We start from the raw sequence: 15,065 nt of genomic DNA on the forward strand, positions 1-15,065 counted from the left end.
GCGCATTTGTGTTGTCACAGCTTCGCAGATCGAATTGACGGGTGATAGTCCGGTGTTTGACGGTGAATCAATGATAGCGCAATCGTCCGACTTTTCAGCGCCCGGCAAATTCGATCGCAAACCAGTTTGGCCCCGCGCATTGAATGAATTGCAGATTGTCCTTGGCGGTCTTTCGCCGCAATAAAGCACGCTGGTGCCTTCGGCAAAGCTCGCCAGCTATGTCACGCCGATCACGGCAATGGCCCCGACGGTTGCACGTCGGGGCCATTCAAGATCAACAGGCATGGGTACATCCGCCGTCCCTGCCGATCGTTGATGCCACTGATTACCGCCTCCGATCTGGCACAGACTGTGGCGAGGCTGCGGCATCGGCATGATGACATTCTGCCTGAAAGCTGATGGTAGTCCACCACATCTTTGGTGGTACTCCGACCAGTTCGGTGCTTCGCGAGCGGGGCGAACTTGTCTGGACGAGTTCTATGCGACGCCGAACAGCGAGCAGAAGGCCCGCTTCATCACGCTGCAACAGCTCGCAAGCCCGTAGGGGCCGCACTCGTGGTAACTCTACACCACCGTCTTATGACGCGCGATGCAGGTCTGCAGCACCTCGCCCATTGGCCTGCTCCACCAGGCGTTGGAGAAGATCTCGATCTCGGAATAGCCAGCGAAGCCCTCCGCCTCGACCGCCGCACGCACTGATTTGATGTCGATGACGCCGTCGCCCATCATGCCGCGGTCGTTGAGGATGTCCTTTGTCGGCACCAGCCAGTCGCAGACATGGAACGCGAGCAGGCGATCCTTGCCGGCGCGCGCGACCTGGCTCATCAGCTCCGGGTCCCACCAGATGTGATAGACGTCGAGCGCGACGCCGAGCATGCCGCTGCGAGCGGGATCGAGCCGGTCGCAGATATCGAGCGCCTGCTTCGTGGTGTTCACACAGGCGCGGTCGGCCGCGTAAGCCGGATGCAAGGGCTCGATCGCCAGCGGCAGGTTTGCCTGCCTGGCATAGTCGAGCATATCGGCGAGAGCTTCCTCGACCTGCCCGCGCGCTGCCGCGATGTCCTTCGACACCTCGCTGCCCGGCCTGGAATATTGCGGCAGGCCACCGACGACGAGGACGATGCAGGGCGCGCCCAGCGCCTTGGCTTCATCGACGCAGCGCCTGTTGTCGTCGCGCACCTCGCCTCTGCGCGATGCGTCCGAGGTGAACATACCGCCGCGGCAATAGCCTGAGAGCTCGAGGCCGGCATCGCGCACTGCGCGCGCGGCGCGTTCGAGACCGACGGATGCGACCTGGTCGCGCCAGGGATCGATGGCGCGGATGCCTTGCTTTGCACAGGCGTTGATGATCTCGACCAGGTCACCCTGCTTGCGGACGGTCGCCGTGTTCAGCGACAGCCAGCGATGGTCGGACGAAAAATCGCGCATCAGGATTCGATACCGTGGGTGGCGAGCACGGTCTTCATCCGCTGCGTCGCGAGTTCAGGGTTGGCGAGCAGGCCGGCCTTGTCGGCCAGACGGAACAGCTCGGCCAGATGCAACGTGGAGCGCGTACTCTCCTGTCCCCCAACCATGGTGAAATGGTCCTGGTGGCCATTGAGATACGCCATGAATACCACGCCGGTCTTGTAGAACCGCGTCGGCGTCTTGAAGATGTGACGCGACAGCGGCACTGTCGGCCCCAGCACGTCATGGAAACCGGCCTCGTCGCCAGCCGCCAGTCGCGACAGTGCGTAGGATGCCGCCGGCGCAATGGCGTCAAAAATACCAAGCAGCGCGTGCGAAAAACCCTGCTCGTCGCCGGCGATCAGCTCCGAATAATTGAAGTCGTCGCCGGTGTACATCTTGATGCGCTTGTCGAGGCGCCGGCGCATGTCGATCTCGCGCTGCTTGTCGAGCAGCGACACTTTTACGCCGTCGACCTTGGCGGCGTTGCCGTTGATGATGGCGACCGCAGTGTCCATCGCATTGTCGAGATCCCCGGTGCCCCAATAACCCGTCAGCGCCGGATCGAACATGTCGCCGAGCCAGTGGATGATCACGGGCTGCGCTACCCCCGACAGCACGCGATTATAGACCTTGGCGTAGTCATCGGCGTTGCGGCCGAGTTTCGCCAGCGCGCGCGATGCCATCAGGATGATGCGGCCACCGACCTTCTCCACCGCCGAGATCTGTTCCTCGTAAGCGCGGATCACGTCGTCGAGGCTACTGGCATCCTCGACCGCGAGATGGTCCGTGCCCGCGCCGGAGAACACCAGCGCGTTGCGGCGCTTGGCGGCGGCGACCGAGCGCGTGATCAGCTCCAGCGAGGTCGGCCAGTCCAGCCCCATGCCGCGCTGAGCGGTGTCCATGGCTTCGGCAACGCCGAGACCGAGATCCCAGACGTGCTCGCGGAAGGCGATGGTCCTGTCCCAATCGACGGCAGCCGACAGCCAGGGATCGTTGTCGGTGAAGGGATCGACGACCGTGTGCACGGCCGAGAAGGCGATGCGGTTCAAGGGGCCTTCGAGCTTTGCGGGGAACGTGCGCGAGGCCGCAAGGCGGTAGGTCTCGATCGAGCGATCGGCCTTCGGCAATTTCAGCGACAATGATGACATGGGTTGGACGGGCTTGTTCATGATTTCGGACCTCTCCCCGTCATTGCGAGGAGCGGAGCAACGAAGCAATCCAGGCTCCTCTGCGGAAAGACTCTGGATTGCCTCGCTCCGCTCGCAACGACGGCTTGGCAGACATCGGGACTCTATCTATTCGATCTCACGCCTTGATCGGCGCGACGTCGATCCAACGCCGTTCCTTCCAGCTCTTGAGCGCGCATTCGGCAAGCTGCACGCCCTTGACACCTTCGAGCAGCGTGAACTTGTAGGGCGCGTCCTCGTAGACGTGGCGGATGAACATCTCCCACTGCTCCTTGAAGCCGTTGTCGTAGCTGACGTTGTCAGGCAGCTTCTGCCAGTCGCCGTAGAAATCGTGCAGCCGCTTCTCGTCGGGATTCCAGACCGGCCTCGGGGTAGCCTGCCGCGCCTGGATCATGCAGTCGCTGAGCCCCGCGACCGCCGAGCCGTGCGTGCCGTCGACCTGGAAGGTGACGAGGTCGTCGCGATAGACGCGCGTCACCCAGGACATATTGATGTGCGCGATGACGCCGCCTTCGAGCTGGAAGGTCGCGTAGGCGGAATCATCCGCGGTCGCCTTGTACTTCTTGCCCTGCTCGTCGAAGCGCTCGGGGATGTCGGTGTTACCGATGCAGACCACGCTCTGGACATTGCCGAAGAGGTTGTCGAGCACGTAGCGCCAGTGGCAGACCATGTCCAGAATGATACCGCCGCCGTCTTCGTCGCGATAGTTCCAGGACGGCCGCTGCGCTTCCTGCCAACCACCTTCGAACACCCAATAGCCGAACTCGCCGCGCACCGAGAGGATGCGGCCGAAGAAACCGGAATCGCGCAAAAAGGCGATCTTCTTCAGGCCTGGCAGGAACAGCTTGTCCTGCACCGTGCCGTGCTTGACACCCTTGGCATTGGCGAGCTTGACGACTTCGAGCGCCTCCTCGAAGTTCGTCGCGATCGGCTTCTCGCAATAGACGTGCTTGCCGGCATTGATCGCCTGGGTCAACAGGCCCGGGCGCGCCTGCGTGGTCGCGGCGTCGAAGAACATGGTGTCGTTCTTGTCGGCGAGCGCCGCATCGAGGTCGGTGGTCCAACGTGTGATGTTGTAGCGCTTGGCAAGCGCCTCGACCTTCTCGGCGCTGCGGCCGACCAGGATCGGATCGGGCATCACGCGGTCGCCGTTCTTCAGCCGTACACCGCCCTGCTCGCGGATCGCGACGATCGAGCGGATCAGATGCTGGTTGAGCCCCATGCGGCCGGTGACGCCGTTCATGATGAGGCCGAGGCGTTGGGTGGTCATGTCAAATGCTCCTGAAGTGATCTTGGCTGTTCGAGCGGGAGAAGCGCCGACCAGTCCGGATGGACCGACGTCGCAAAGCCCGTTGCATGAAGCGATCCCGTCAGGAGATCGCCGTCGTGAATGGAGAGCCGGATGCCCTGCCCGGTATCGGCGTAGAGATCGGGATCCGCGGCGGCGAACGCCTGCGCTTCAGCGAGAGGCGTGTCGCCAAAGCCGTCGACATAGTGATGGCCGTTGCGTTCGGCGTGGGTGACACCGAGGAAGGCGCCGAGCGCGAGGTCCTGCTGCACGGCGAGGCCGGCTTGGCAGGTGAGGTCCTCGCCGGTGACGAAGAACCTCTCGCCGTTCGCGCTCCATTTCGCGGCGCGCGTCGCGTTGATGATGGACTTGTAGAGCCCCTTGCAGGATTTCGAGGAAATGCCGCAATAGCCGAGCGCCCGCGCTGCCGGGAAGGCATCGTAGGAATCGTCGGCCTCGTCGATGATGAAGCCGTGCGCGGCCAATGCGCCAAGCGGCGATTGCCTCGTGATGTCGCGCGGCATCGGCTGCTCGACATAGAGCAAGCGCGTGGCGATCGGGCGTAGCGCTGCGTCGTGATCGAGCCGGCCCATCAGCGCCTGCAACGCAGCGAGGTCGGCATATTGCTCGTTGGCGTCGAGCGTCACCTTGTAGTCGTGTCCCAGCGTAGCGAGCTCCTTGCCGATGCGGGAGAGCCGCGCCGCGTCGGCTGCGGGATCGCCCGACAGCTTCAGCTTGAAGTATCGTGCACCGGAGTTCTCGCGGGCATCGGCGACGCCGCGCTCGCCTTCGACGGCATCATCAAGGCCTACGGTATGCCTGATGGCAACACGCTCCAGCGGTACCCGGCCGGAGAGAAAGGTGGTGATGTCCAATCCCACGAGGTCAGGTGAGAGTCGCGCATCGATGCCGGCGATGTTGCCGGCCATTCCATCGAAGAAGCTGGTTTCGGCGGCGCGCAGCAACGCATCGAGGATCGCCTTGTCGATCTCCGCCGGACCGTAAGCCGCGGCAAGCGGCGGAATGTTCTTTTTCGCACACGTCGCGACCTGCGCACCGATGCACGAGGCATGCAGATCGAACGCCGTCAAGAATCCGGTCCGTGCCAAATAGAGCCCGCGCGCAATCTCCAGCGAGCGGCGCAGGCCATCGACCGTCTGCGCCGGCGACAATTCCGGCCGCTTGTCGAACCATTTTGGCACCAGCAGCTCGGCGCTGGCGCCGACCGCGACGCCCCTGCCCTCGACCTCGATCTCGGCGCGCACGAACAGCTGCGGCGTCGCGTTGATCGTGATCGCGCCGAAGCGGAACGGCCGCGCGAACTGCACGGGACGTTCGAAGAAGGCGATGTCTCGCAGCTTCAGGCGCACGGGGATGGTCCTGGAAAGGTCGTCATGCCCAGGCTTGTCCCGGGCATCCACGTTCCTCGTCGCGCGGGGCAGGACGCGGATGGCCCGGACAAGCCCGGCCATGACGCTCTGGGAAGTAGAGCTTCTCCCATCGTCTCTAGTCCAATGCCCCTTGCGAGAAGAAATGCTTGCGGATGCGCTGCACGAGTTCGGTAAACACCGGATCGGCCATCACGTCGAGCGAGCGCGGGCGCGGCAGCGGCACGTCGTAGATCGCAGCGACCGCGCCGGGACGCTCGGTCATGACGAGGACGCGGTCGGCGAGGAACACGGCTTCCGGAATCGAATGCGTGATCAGCAGCACCGTCTTCCTGGTTTCGCGCTGAATCCGCATCAACTCGACATTCATGCGCTCGCGCGTCAGCGCGTCCAGCGCGCCGAACGGCTCGTCCATCAGCATGATCTTGGGGTCGTGCACCAGCGCGCGGCAGATCGAGGCACGTTGCTGCATGCCGCCGGAAAGCTGCCAGGGCAGCTTCTTCTCGAAGCCTTCGAGCCCGACGAGCTTCAACAGCGCCTTGGCACGGGCAAGATATTCGTCCCGCGGCAGCCGCTTCATGTCGATCGGCAGCATGACGTTGGACAGGATGTTGCGCCAGGGCAGCAGCAACGCGTTCTGGAAGACGATGCCGACATTGCCATGCGGCGTCGTCACCTTCTCGCCCTCGACCAGGATCTCGCCCGCGGTCGGCGGCAGCAAGCCCGAGATCAGCTTGAGCAGCGTGGACTTGCCGCAGCCGGATGGCCCGACCACGACGAAGAACTCGCCGTCATTGATGTGGAAGTCGAGCGGACGCAGCGACGGCACATCGCCGTCGCGCGTCCGGTAGGTTTTGGACACGCCGGAGAGCTTGATGCCCGAGGCATCACCGGCCCGGTCGTTCACCAGTCTCAGATGCGCGGCCGGCTGGACGTCGATTGGTTTGGTCGCAGGGTTCATCGCAGCGCTCTCCCCCCGTCGTCCCTGCGAACGCAGGGACCCATACGCCGTGCCGGCGCGTCCGGGCACGCGGAGTGAGACCTTTCGTAACAATCGAGGCCGGTGGTAATGGGTCCCTGCGTTCGCAGGGACGACGGCGAATATTGATCGCTCACGAGCCGCTCTTCGGCAGATAGTCGTTGGTGTAGAAGGCCTTCGGGTTGTCCTTGGCCTTGGCATCGAGGCCGCCATATTCGACCATCAGATTGACTGAGTCCGTCATGTTCTGGTCGGTGACCTGGAACGGCCGCTTGCTCTTGGTCTCCGCGGTCCGGTACAGCGGAATCGTCAGCTCAAAGCCCTGCGTCAGCGTGTCGATCTTGCCGCCCTTGGGGTTGGCATCGAGGATCGACTGTGCGGCGGCCTTCGGCTCCTTCTCGGCGGCTTCGACCGCCTTGGTCGTCGCCGACATGAAGCGGCGGACCAGATCGGCATTGGCTTTCACATAGTCGGCATTGGCAATGATGCCCGAGGAGACCATGTTGATGCCGTAGTCGGCGAACTTGATCGGGTAGACGTCCTTGCCGGTGGCGTCCTTGATCTTCATCGACTGGTCCATGACGTAGCCGAGCAGCAGATCAGCCTGGCCGTTGATGACCGCGTTGAGCTTGGTCTGGCCGTCGCCTGCGACGGTCTGGAAGTCGCTCTCCTTCAGGCCGGTCTTCTTCAGGAACAGCGGCCAGATCTGGGTCATGGAATCGGCCGGCGTGATCGCCACCGTCTTGCCCTTGATGTCCTCGGGCTTTTTGATGTTCTTGTCAGCAAAACCCATGGCGGACATCGGTGAGGTCTGCAGCAGCACGCCGGTTGCAACGACAGGCGCGCCCTTGATGGCGGCGCGCATCATGGTGGGAACGTCGACATAGCCGAAATCGGCGGTCTTGGCGGCGACGGCCTGTGTGGTCGCAGCCGAGCCCCGGCCTTCCTGGATTTCGAGCTCGATGCCTTCGGCTGCGTAGATGCCCTTGGCCTTGCCGTAATAGAACGGCGCGTGCTCGCCGTAGACGTACCAGTTCAACATCAGCACGACCTTGTCGGCCGCCTGCGCCGGCACGGCCGCAAAAACCATCAGCGCCACTGATGCAGCCCCAATCAACCGCTTCATCGTCACTCTCCCTTGCCGTTGTTGTTTCGGCCGTTGGTGGCCGTTGTGCTTTAGTTAAGAAGCGAAAATCACGTCCTCGCGCTGGCTGACATGCCAGGGAATGACCAGCTTCTCGATCCTGTCGACGATCCAGAACAGGATCACGCCGAGCAGCGCGAGGATCACCAGGGCCGCGAACATCGTCGGCAGATCGAACGTGCCGATCGAGCGCTGCATCACATAGCCGATGCCGGAATTGGACCCCACGAACTCGCCGACGACGGCGCCGACCACCGCAAGCGTCACCGACACTTTGAGACCCGAGAAGATCGCCGGCAGCGCGTGCGGCAGATTCACCGCACAAAACACCTGGAAGCGGCTGCCCTGCATGGCGCGGGCGAGATCGACCATGTCAGGATCGACCGACTTGAAGCCCTGCACCGCCGAGACCACCACCGGGAAGAAGCCGAGCAGGAACGCCGAGATGACCTTTGGAATGATGCCGAAGCCGAACCAGACCACGAACAGCGGCGCGATCGCGATCTTGGGCACGGATTGCGAGAACACCAGCAGCGGATAGATGTAGCTCTCCACCGTCTTCGAACCCGCAATCAGCATCGCGACGGGAATGCCGAACAGAGCGGATAGCGCGAAACCGCAGACCGTCGCATAGGTTGTCGGCCAGGACTGGCGCAGCAATTCCGGCCAGTCGGTACGCAGCACCGCGACGACGTCGAGAGGCGACGGGATCTGGTAGGCAGGGATTCGGAACAACCGGATGGCCAGATCCCAGGCCACGACGATGAAGACGAGGAACAAGAACGGCCGAACCCAGGCCGCATTCAGCACCTTGGAGATCGCATTCTGCGGCTTCGGCTCGGCCAATTTTCACTCCCGGCAGTCTTCTTCATTGTGGAGAGAAATTAACCCGTTGGATAAATACTGTCCAGAGGATTTACTGTGACGTTTTGCGGCGGCGGTTCCCAGGTGCTTTGGAAATGGAACGGTCGCCTCCGTGTCCCGGACGCGCTGCAGCGCTCTTGCGTTGCTGCGCAGAGCCGGGACCCAGGAGCCACGCGTCCCGTCGATCCATGGGCCCCGGCTCTGCAGCGCACCGCGAAGACGCGCTGCGCTGCGTCCGGGGCACGAGACCGCTCCACTCTCGACGTCATATCAGTGAAAGCGGGCAATAACGGCGGAGATTGAGAAAACGACGGACGATCCGTCCACCAATGCGCGGGACCAGACCGCCCTAAACCGTTTGCGCCACCGTGGCGCGCGACTTCGGCGCCTTCGCGATCTCGAACAGCGCGACCGACTGCCCGGTCAGCGCGGCCAGCACCAGGCCGACCATGTGCGCCAGCCGCTCGTCCTTGGCCTTTTTGTCCAGGAGGTCGCGGCCGAAGATCACGCTGAGGGTCGCCGAGTTCGAGAGATAGAAGAAGCAGAGCCCTGCGATCGAGATGTAGAGCTGCACCGGATCGACTGCGACCTGGAAGTCGCCACTGTCGACGCCGCGCCGGACCACGGTGCGGATCATCTCGACGAAGGGCGAGTGCATCGACTTGACCTTGGTCGAGCGCTTCAGGTGCTTTGCGCGCGCGAGGTTCTCGGTCTGAAGCAGCGACAGGAATTCGGGATTGCGCAGGAAGTAATTCCAGGTGAACTCGATCAGGCGCCGGATCGCCTCGGGCGGCTCGAGGTGCTCGAGATCGAGCCCGCGCTCCTCGCTGCGGATCTTGTCATAGGCGCCTTCGAGCACCGCGAGGTAAAGCTCGTCCTTGTTGCCGACGTGGTAGTAGAGCATGCGCTTGTTGGCGCCGGCCTTGGCCGCAATGCGGTCGACGCGAGCGCCGGCGAGCCCGTGAGCGGAAAACTCCTGCTTGGCGGCTTCGAGAATGCGCAGTCGCATCCCCTCGGGATCGCGCTGCCATTTCAGAGTTCGCTTTGCCTTCGCCAAACCGGGTGCTCGCTGGGTGCTGTCGGTACGCGTGTAACACGCGGGCAGCCCGCCGCATAGTTTCGCGACAGTGAAAGCCAAGCAAGCCGGTTTCGTAGGGTGGGCAAAGGCGCTCTTGCGCCGTGCCCACGTCTTCGCATCAATTGGGCAAAGACGTGGGCACGCTTCGCTTTGCCCACCCTTGTATTAGCGCGCCGGATTAGAATGGCCTGGTTCCGTGAGGAATGGCCCAGCCCGGGTGGCCGCCCGGGCTGGGCCGCCGATCGATCGGATCGATGCCCACCGAAGCCTTGAGGGCTGCGTTTTGTAGCAAGATCGCGGTCGGCACTTCATCGGGACCCGCATGGTTGAACGAACTTCAGGTTCGCATCACAAGGGAGGGTCGAGGAAGATGGCCAAACGTAACACGATCTGTGCTGGAATCGATACCAGCAAAGATAAGCTCGACGTGGCGCTCGATGGCAGTTCGGAGGAGCTGCAGGTCAAGAACACGGCGGAAGGCCACCAGGAGCTGGTGGAGTGGCTGAAGCGCCACAAGGTCAAGCGGGTTGGGATCGAGGCAAGCGGTGGTTACGAGCAGGCGGCGGTCGCCGAACTGCGACGCCAGCGGTTTGTCGTCATCGTGTTTCAGCCGATCCAGGTCCGCGCCTATGCCACGTTCCATTTGCAACGGGCCAAGAACGACAAAATGGATGCCGCATTGATTGCGGCCTGCACCGCCGCGGTCAAGAAGATCCATCCCGCTCCAGACCCCCGGCTGCAGCCTTTTGCCGTGCATCTGACGATGATCGACCAGATCAAGGAGGACATCGCAAAGCTCAAGAATCGGCTGGAGAGCTGCCCTGACGAACGTATCCAGAAGTTCTGGAAGGAGCAGATCGCTCTGTTGGCCAAGCACAGACGAGCCGAGTTCAAGGCCCTGGTGGCAGCGATCCGCAAGCATCGCGATCTCGCCGCACGGCTCGATCTGATCTACAGCGTTGGCGGCAGCGGCTTGCCGACCGCGGTTGCCATCTTGATCAGGATGCCCGAGATCGGTCAGATCACCCGCGAGCAAGCCGCAGCCCTCACCGGGCTTGCGCCGTACGATGACGACAGCGGCAAGCATGTCGGCGCCCGCAGGATTGACGGCGGACGCCAGCGCTTGCGTCAGGCGCTCTACACCGCAGCTCTTCCGGCATCCTTCCGCTGGAATCCGCAGCTCATGGCCCTGTACAGCCGGCTGATCGCCGCCGGCAAGGGCCACAAGCGCGCGCTGGTCGCCTGTGCCAGGAAGCTGATCGTCATCATCAACGCCGTCGTCGCCCGCGGAACACCGTGGGTCGCCGAACCGCCCAGAACCGCGAGTGTGTCCGTCACCTGATCTCGTTTCTTTGTTCGATCAGGCGACCGTTTCTTCGTCCCGACCTGCCGTCAAGACGACGCCGCGCGCCGCGGCCGTCAAGGATGGCCGTCGCGCTCGTCTCACCTCACGTCGACTGCCGCCAGGCCACGCCTTGACGGCCGCAAGCACGGCGTCATGCTCGCGGAAATCGGGCGTGCTTTAATGGTTGCTATGGGAGTCTTCGAACGGAGAAAGCGGCGCTTTCACTCCACCGGCTTCGGCGAGCGCTCCAGCAGGACCGTCTGAATGCCGCAGGTACCGTTGCGCACCGTCATGATTCGCGTGCCGGGCTTGCGGCCGTTGCGGACCTCGGTGACGTCGAGGCCGGCGGCGATCAGGCGGGCGCGCGTGGCGTCGATGTCGGCGACCCGCCAGCTCAGGCCCCAGAGCCGGTCATGCGCAAGGTCGCCGCCGGCGACCGGCCGTCGGACCACCTCGACGATCAGATCGCCGCAGCGGAAGAACATCAGCTGGCCCCAATCCTGGTGCGAGCGGTCGAGCGCCAAATCGAGCCCGAGCCGTGCGCCATAGAGCGCGGCAGCGCGTTCGGAATCCTCGGTGGTGACCACGACGTGGTCGAGTGCGTCGATCGGCGCGATGTCGGTCGCGGGGGAGAGCGGACGCTCGTCGGCCAGTTCGAGGAAGAACATGCGCACGCCGCGCGTGAGTTCCGTGGCGGCGCGCGTGCGCTTCCAGTGCAGGACGGCGCCCGACTCGTCGTCGCTGCTTTCGACCTCGGCAACCGGATCCGGGCTCAAGGCCACTCGCTGCAGCCGCCGCTGCATCCTGCTCATGTCTGCGACACGAAAGCACAGGCTGGCGAGCACGCCCTCCTGGTCGTCGAGCAGCGCGCGCATGCGATCGGCCGTCACGCTGAAACCGCTCGGCGCCATCAATTCGATCGTCATGTTCTCGAGGGTGAACAGCACGCGGTCGGCGCCCTCGCCGGAGTTCTGCCAGGCCGGCGCGCGGGCGAGTAGCGTCTGGTAGGCCGCCTTGGCTGCACCGATATCCCTGACGAGAGCGACGACGTGATCGAGGCCGGTGATCATATGTCCCCCTTTTGATCGACCCTTTTATTGACGTGGAACCAATGCGCCGAAACACGGCGTTTGTCCGGGCTTGGCATTGCCCGGTGATGGTCGTATTCCGGCCTCATGCTGACCTCAAGCGCTTGGGGCGGCAGATTTGCGAATAATTTCAGCGATCCCTGAGCGGAACCGGTGCTACAGTAAGCGCGCCGGCCTGGACCACAAAGCGCATGACGGACAAGCAATGCAGGCTCTCTTCATCGGACAGACCTATATCGACGTCGTCTTCATCACCGACCATATGCCGACCGGGGACGAGAAGCACGTGGCCTCGGACTACGCGGTCTCCTTCGGCGGCAACGCGGTGACGGCGGCGTTCTGCTGCGCCAAGCTCGGCATCGTGCCTGACCTGATCGCTACCGCGGCCAATGACTGGCTGGGGCGCATGTTCCAGGACATGTGCGCGAAATACGCGATCTCGCTGCACGGGCGGAAGGTGAACCAGTCCTCGCTCTCCTTCATCATGCCCAAGGACGGCAAGCGCGCCATCGTCCGCTGCCGCGACGACGAGCACATCCATCCCTTTCCGATGCTCAATCTCGGCGGCTGCCGCGCGCTGCACGTGGATGGTCATCAGCCGGATGCCGCGATCCACTACGCCAAGGTCTGCCGCGAGGCCGGCATCCTGACCTCGCTCGACGGCGGCGGCCTGCGCACCAACACGCATGAGCTGCTGGAATATATCGACGTTGCCATCGTCGCCGAGCGCCTGTGCGAGCAGATGGACCTGACGCCGGAGAAGATGCTCGACTATCTCAAGAGCCGCGGCTGCAAGATCGGCGGCATCACCATGGGCGAGAAGGGCCTGCTCTGGTACAACGAGACAGGTGCGGTCGAGATCATGCCGGCGATGCCGATCCCGCGCGAGCGCGTGATCGACACCAACGGCGCCGGCGACGTTTTCCACGGCGCCTATGTCTATTCCTACCTCGCTCATCCCGGCAAAAGCTGGCGCGAGCACTTTGATTTTGCCCGAGCCGCCTCGACCTTCAAGATCCAGCGCCTCGGCAACGAGGCCGGCTTGCCGACGCTCGTCGATATCGCCAAGGTTCGGCACGAGTTCGAGGTCAGGGTTTAGATCCAGATGGGGCGCGTTTTCGTCGCCGGCAGCATCAACATGGATGTGGTGGCGACCGCCGATCGCCACCCGCGCGTCGGCGAGACCGTCGCCGGCCGCGAGGTACTGTATTTTCCAGGCGGCAAGGGTGCGAACCAGGCGGTGGCGGCGTCACGGCTTGGCGCGCGGACCACGCTGATAGGGCGGCTGGGGAAGGATTCCTTTGGCGCTGAGCTAAAGACGTTCCTCGGCGCGCAAGGCATCGATCTCGGCTCGGTGCGCGACGCCGACACCCACACCGGCACTGCGATCATCACCGTCGCGGCCTCAGATAACACCATCGTCGTCATTCCCGGCAGCAATGCGCAGGTCGGCGCGGATGATGTGGCGGACGTGCCGCTGACGAAGGGTGATGTCGCGGTCAGCCAGTTCGAGATCCCGCTGCCGACGATCGCCGCGTTCTTCCGGCGCGCACGCGAGGCCGGCGTCGTGACCGTGCTCAACCCGGCGCCGGCGCAAAAGATGTCCGGTGAGCTGCTCGCGCTGGTCGACATCCTCGTGCTGAACGAGACCGAACTCGGCTTCCTCGCCGGTGAGGAATTGTCCGACGGCGACGAGGCCGCGAAGATCTTCGATGTCGCGCGAAAACTTCAGGCGCGCGCGGACCAGAGCATCTGCGTCACGCTCGGCAGGCGCGGCGTGCTTGCGCTTGCGGGGCGCGAAGAGGCCGCCGTGCCCGGGCGTGCCGTGAAGGCGGTCGATACCACCGGGGCCGGCGATTGTTTTGTCGGCGCGCTCGCCGCGCAACTGGCTGACGGTGTGCCCTTGCGTGCCGCCCTCGCCTTCGCCAACGCCGCCGCCTCGATCAGCGTGCAGCGCATGGGCGCGGGGCCGTCGATGCCGACGGCCAGGGAAGTTGCTGCTGTGTTGTCGGCGCCCTAAGCCAGCGCGCTCTTCAGGTCAAAGCTTTCGTCCGCAGCCTGCGCCGGCGTGATCGAGCGATTCATGCCCTGCAACCGCCGGCCGAACATGTGGTCACCGGCGCGGTTGATCGATTCGATGCCGAGCAGCGTCTCACCCTTGTAGCAGAACGCGGAGAACGCCTTGTTCGCGGCGCTGCCACGCAGCACGACGCGGTCGTAGCCGGTGGTGAGGCCTGAGATCTGGAGCTTGTCGTCGCCCTGGTCGCTCCAGAACCAGGGATGGCTGTCGTACGGCTTCTTGTCGCCCGTCAGCCGCGCGGCGAGGCAGCGGGCGTGGTCGGTGGCGTTCTGCACCGATTCCAGCCGCAGCGATCCGCCGAAGCGGGGGCTTGCGAACAGCGCGCAATCGCCGATCGCGGAGATGTCAGGGTCAGCCGTCGACAGATATTCGTCGACGATGATGCCGGCGGCGACCGGCAGCCCGGCCTCAGCCGCAAGCTCGATGTTCGGCAGCACGCCGACGCCGACCACGACGAGATCGGCGGGCAGATGCCGTCCGTCGCTCAGGGAGACCCCTGTGACCTTGCCGCCTTCTGCCTCGATCGAGGTCGCCTGCACGCCGAGATGGACGCGGATACCGGCCTCGCGATGGCGTTCCTGAAAATACTCCGACACCTCCGCCGTCACCGCACGCGCCATCACGCGCGGGGCAAGCTCGAGCACGTCGACCTCGAGGCCCTTGATCCGGGCGGTGGCCGCGAATTCGAGACCAATGAAACCGGCGCCGATCACCACGACCCGTGTCTTCGAGGGCATGATCGCACGCAGCGCATCGCTCTCGTCGAGGATGCGCAAATATTTCACGTCGGGCAGATTGGCGTTGGGCAGGTCGAGCAGCCGGTTGCGTGCGCCGGTGGCCAGCACGAGGTGAGCGTAGGCCAGCGTCTCGCCCGAGGCGAGCAGCACCTTGTGGCCGGCGCGATCGATCGACACTGCGCGGCCCGCGATCAGCTCGATCTTCTGGTCCTGATAAAATTTCTCCGGCCGGAACATCAGGCTCTCCGGCCCGGCCGAGCCCTTGATATAGGCCTTGGACAAGGGCGGCCGCTGATAGGGCAGATGCGCCTCGTCATTGATCAGGCAAATGCGCTGCGAAAAGCCCGCCTGGCGCAGCGATGCCGCGACCTGATAGCCGCCATGGCCGGCACCGACGATGATCACCGGACCGTCGCTCATTGGACAGCCCATTTCCGG

The 15,065-nt window shown here is 64.0% G+C and carries 13 protein-coding genes; 3 read left to right on the forward strand and 10 right to left on the reverse strand.

Annotated features, from left to right (window positions below):
- Window positions 1-564: 564 nt before the first annotated feature.
- From GDN70_RS28010 to GDN70_RS28045, 8 genes are all read right to left on the reverse strand, one after another.
- Window positions 565-1,428, reverse strand: coding sequence for a sugar phosphate isomerase/epimerase (locus GDN70_RS28010; protein ID WP_038972781.1), 864 nt, complete (start codon window positions 1,426-1,428; stop codon window positions 565-567).
- On the reverse strand, window positions 1,428-2,618 hold the full coding sequence (locus GDN70_RS28015) for a dihydrodipicolinate synthase family protein (protein WP_152103311.1): 1,191 nt from the start codon (window positions 2,616-2,618) through the stop codon (window positions 1,428-1,430). Before GDN70_RS28015 ends, GDN70_RS28010 begins: the two co-directional genes overlap by 1 nt.
- Before the next feature lie 136 nt (window positions 2,619-2,754).
- Window positions 2,755-3,906, reverse strand: a complete 1,152-nt coding sequence (locus GDN70_RS28020) for a Gfo/Idh/MocA family protein (protein ID WP_028143459.1) — start codon at window positions 3,904-3,906, stop codon at window positions 2,755-2,757.
- A complete protein-coding gene (locus GDN70_RS28025) occupies window positions 3,903-5,300 on the reverse strand; it encodes a hypothetical protein (RefSeq protein WP_038972784.1) in 1,398 nt (465 codons plus the stop codon). Before GDN70_RS28025 ends, GDN70_RS28020 begins: the two co-directional genes overlap by 4 nt.
- A gap of 130 nt (window positions 5,301-5,430) precedes the next feature.
- Window positions 5,431-6,273: an ABC transporter ATP-binding protein gene (locus GDN70_RS28030; RefSeq protein ID WP_028143461.1), complete on the reverse strand. Its 843-nt coding sequence runs from the start codon at window positions 6,271-6,273 to the stop codon at window positions 5,431-5,433.
- Window positions 6,274-6,424: 151 nt separating this feature from the next.
- The gene (locus GDN70_RS28035) at window positions 6,425-7,417 is read right to left on the reverse strand and encodes an ABC transporter substrate-binding protein (protein ID WP_028143462.1); all 993 of its coding nucleotides are present in this window, start codon (window positions 7,415-7,417) and stop codon (window positions 6,425-6,427) included.
- Between the two features lie 54 nt (window positions 7,418-7,471).
- Window positions 7,472-8,281: an ABC transporter permease gene (locus GDN70_RS28040; protein ID WP_028143463.1), complete on the reverse strand. Its 810-nt coding sequence runs from the start codon at window positions 8,279-8,281 to the stop codon at window positions 7,472-7,474.
- Window positions 8,282-8,648: 367 nt separating this feature from the next.
- Window positions 8,649-9,356 carry a TetR/AcrR family transcriptional regulator gene (locus GDN70_RS28045; RefSeq protein ID WP_173015882.1) on the reverse strand — a complete coding sequence of 236 codons (708 nt, stop codon included), beginning with the start codon at window positions 9,354-9,356 and terminating at the stop codon, window positions 8,649-8,651.
- Between the two features lie 391 nt (window positions 9,357-9,747).
- Between GDN70_RS28045 and GDN70_RS28050 the strand changes: the two genes are divergently transcribed.
- Window positions 9,748-10,719, forward strand: coding sequence for an IS110 family transposase (locus GDN70_RS28050; protein ID WP_049801720.1), 972 nt, complete (start codon window positions 9,748-9,750; stop codon window positions 10,717-10,719).
- A gap of 224 nt (window positions 10,720-10,943) precedes the next feature.
- Here GDN70_RS28050 and GDN70_RS28055 read toward each other — a convergent pair whose 3' ends face one another.
- Window positions 10,944-11,792 carry a VOC family protein gene (locus GDN70_RS28055; protein WP_028143465.1) on the reverse strand — a complete coding sequence of 283 codons (849 nt, stop codon included), beginning with the start codon at window positions 11,790-11,792 and terminating at the stop codon, window positions 10,944-10,946.
- 223 nt (window positions 11,793-12,015) lie between these two features.
- Between GDN70_RS28055 and GDN70_RS28060 the strand changes: the two genes are divergently transcribed.
- Both GDN70_RS28060 and rbsK read left to right on the forward strand, forming a co-directional pair.
- Window positions 12,016-12,909 (forward strand): sugar kinase, encoded by an 894-nt coding sequence (locus GDN70_RS28060; protein WP_028143466.1) that lies wholly within the window; start codon window positions 12,016-12,018, stop codon window positions 12,907-12,909.
- A gap of 6 nt (window positions 12,910-12,915) precedes the next feature.
- On the forward strand, window positions 12,916-13,830 hold the full coding sequence (gene rbsK / locus GDN70_RS28065; protein WP_028143467.1) for a ribokinase: 915 nt from the start codon (window positions 12,916-12,918) through the stop codon (window positions 13,828-13,830).
- Here the strand turns inward: rbsK and GDN70_RS28070 are convergent.
- Entirely contained in the window at window positions 13,827-15,047 is a 1,221-nt protein-coding gene (locus GDN70_RS28070; protein WP_028143468.1) for an NAD(P)/FAD-dependent oxidoreductase, read from the reverse strand. The two genes, rbsK and GDN70_RS28070, sit on opposite strands and share 4 nt — an antisense overlap.
- Between the last annotated feature and the right edge of the window lie 18 nt (window positions 15,048-15,065).

Origin of the sequence: Bradyrhizobium sp. TM102, from assembly GCF_009176685.1 — a bacterium.
GTDB lineage: Bacteria > Pseudomonadota > Alphaproteobacteria > Rhizobiales > Xanthobacteraceae > Bradyrhizobium > Bradyrhizobium ottawaense.

Bases quoted from the DNA above. Each gene is read 5' to 3' on its own strand.
- GDN70_RS28010 (WP_038972781.1), bottom strand. From the start codon at position 1,428: ATGCGCGATTTTTCGTCCGACCATCGCTGGCTGTCGCTGAACACGGCG.
- GDN70_RS28015 (WP_152103311.1), bottom strand. From the start codon at position 2,618: ATGAACAAGCCCGTCCAACCCATGTCATCATTGTCGCTGAAATTGCCG.
- GDN70_RS28020 (WP_028143459.1), bottom strand. From the start codon at position 3,906: ATGACCACCCAACGCCTCGGCCTCATCATGAACGGCGTCACCGGCCGC.
- GDN70_RS28030 (WP_028143461.1), bottom strand. From the start codon at position 6,273: ATGAACCCTGCGACCAAACCAATCGACGTCCAGCCGGCCGCGCATCTG.
- GDN70_RS28035 (WP_028143462.1), bottom strand. From the start codon at position 7,417: ATGAAGCGGTTGATTGGGGCTGCATCAGTGGCGCTGATGGTTTTTGCG.
- GDN70_RS28050 (WP_049801720.1), top strand. From the start codon at position 9,748: ATGGCCAAACGTAACACGATCTGTGCTGGAATCGATACCAGCAAAGAT.
- GDN70_RS28055 (WP_028143465.1), bottom strand. From the start codon at position 11,792: ATGATCACCGGCCTCGATCACGTCGTCGCTCTCGTCAGGGATATCGGT.
- GDN70_RS28060 (WP_028143466.1), top strand. From the start codon at position 12,016: ATGCAGGCTCTCTTCATCGGACAGACCTATATCGACGTCGTCTTCATC.
- rbsK (WP_028143467.1), top strand. From the start codon at position 12,916: ATGGGGCGCGTTTTCGTCGCCGGCAGCATCAACATGGATGTGGTGGCG.
- GDN70_RS28070 (WP_028143468.1), bottom strand. From the start codon at position 15,047: ATGAGCGACGGTCCGGTGATCATCGTCGGTGCCGGCCATGGCGGCTAT.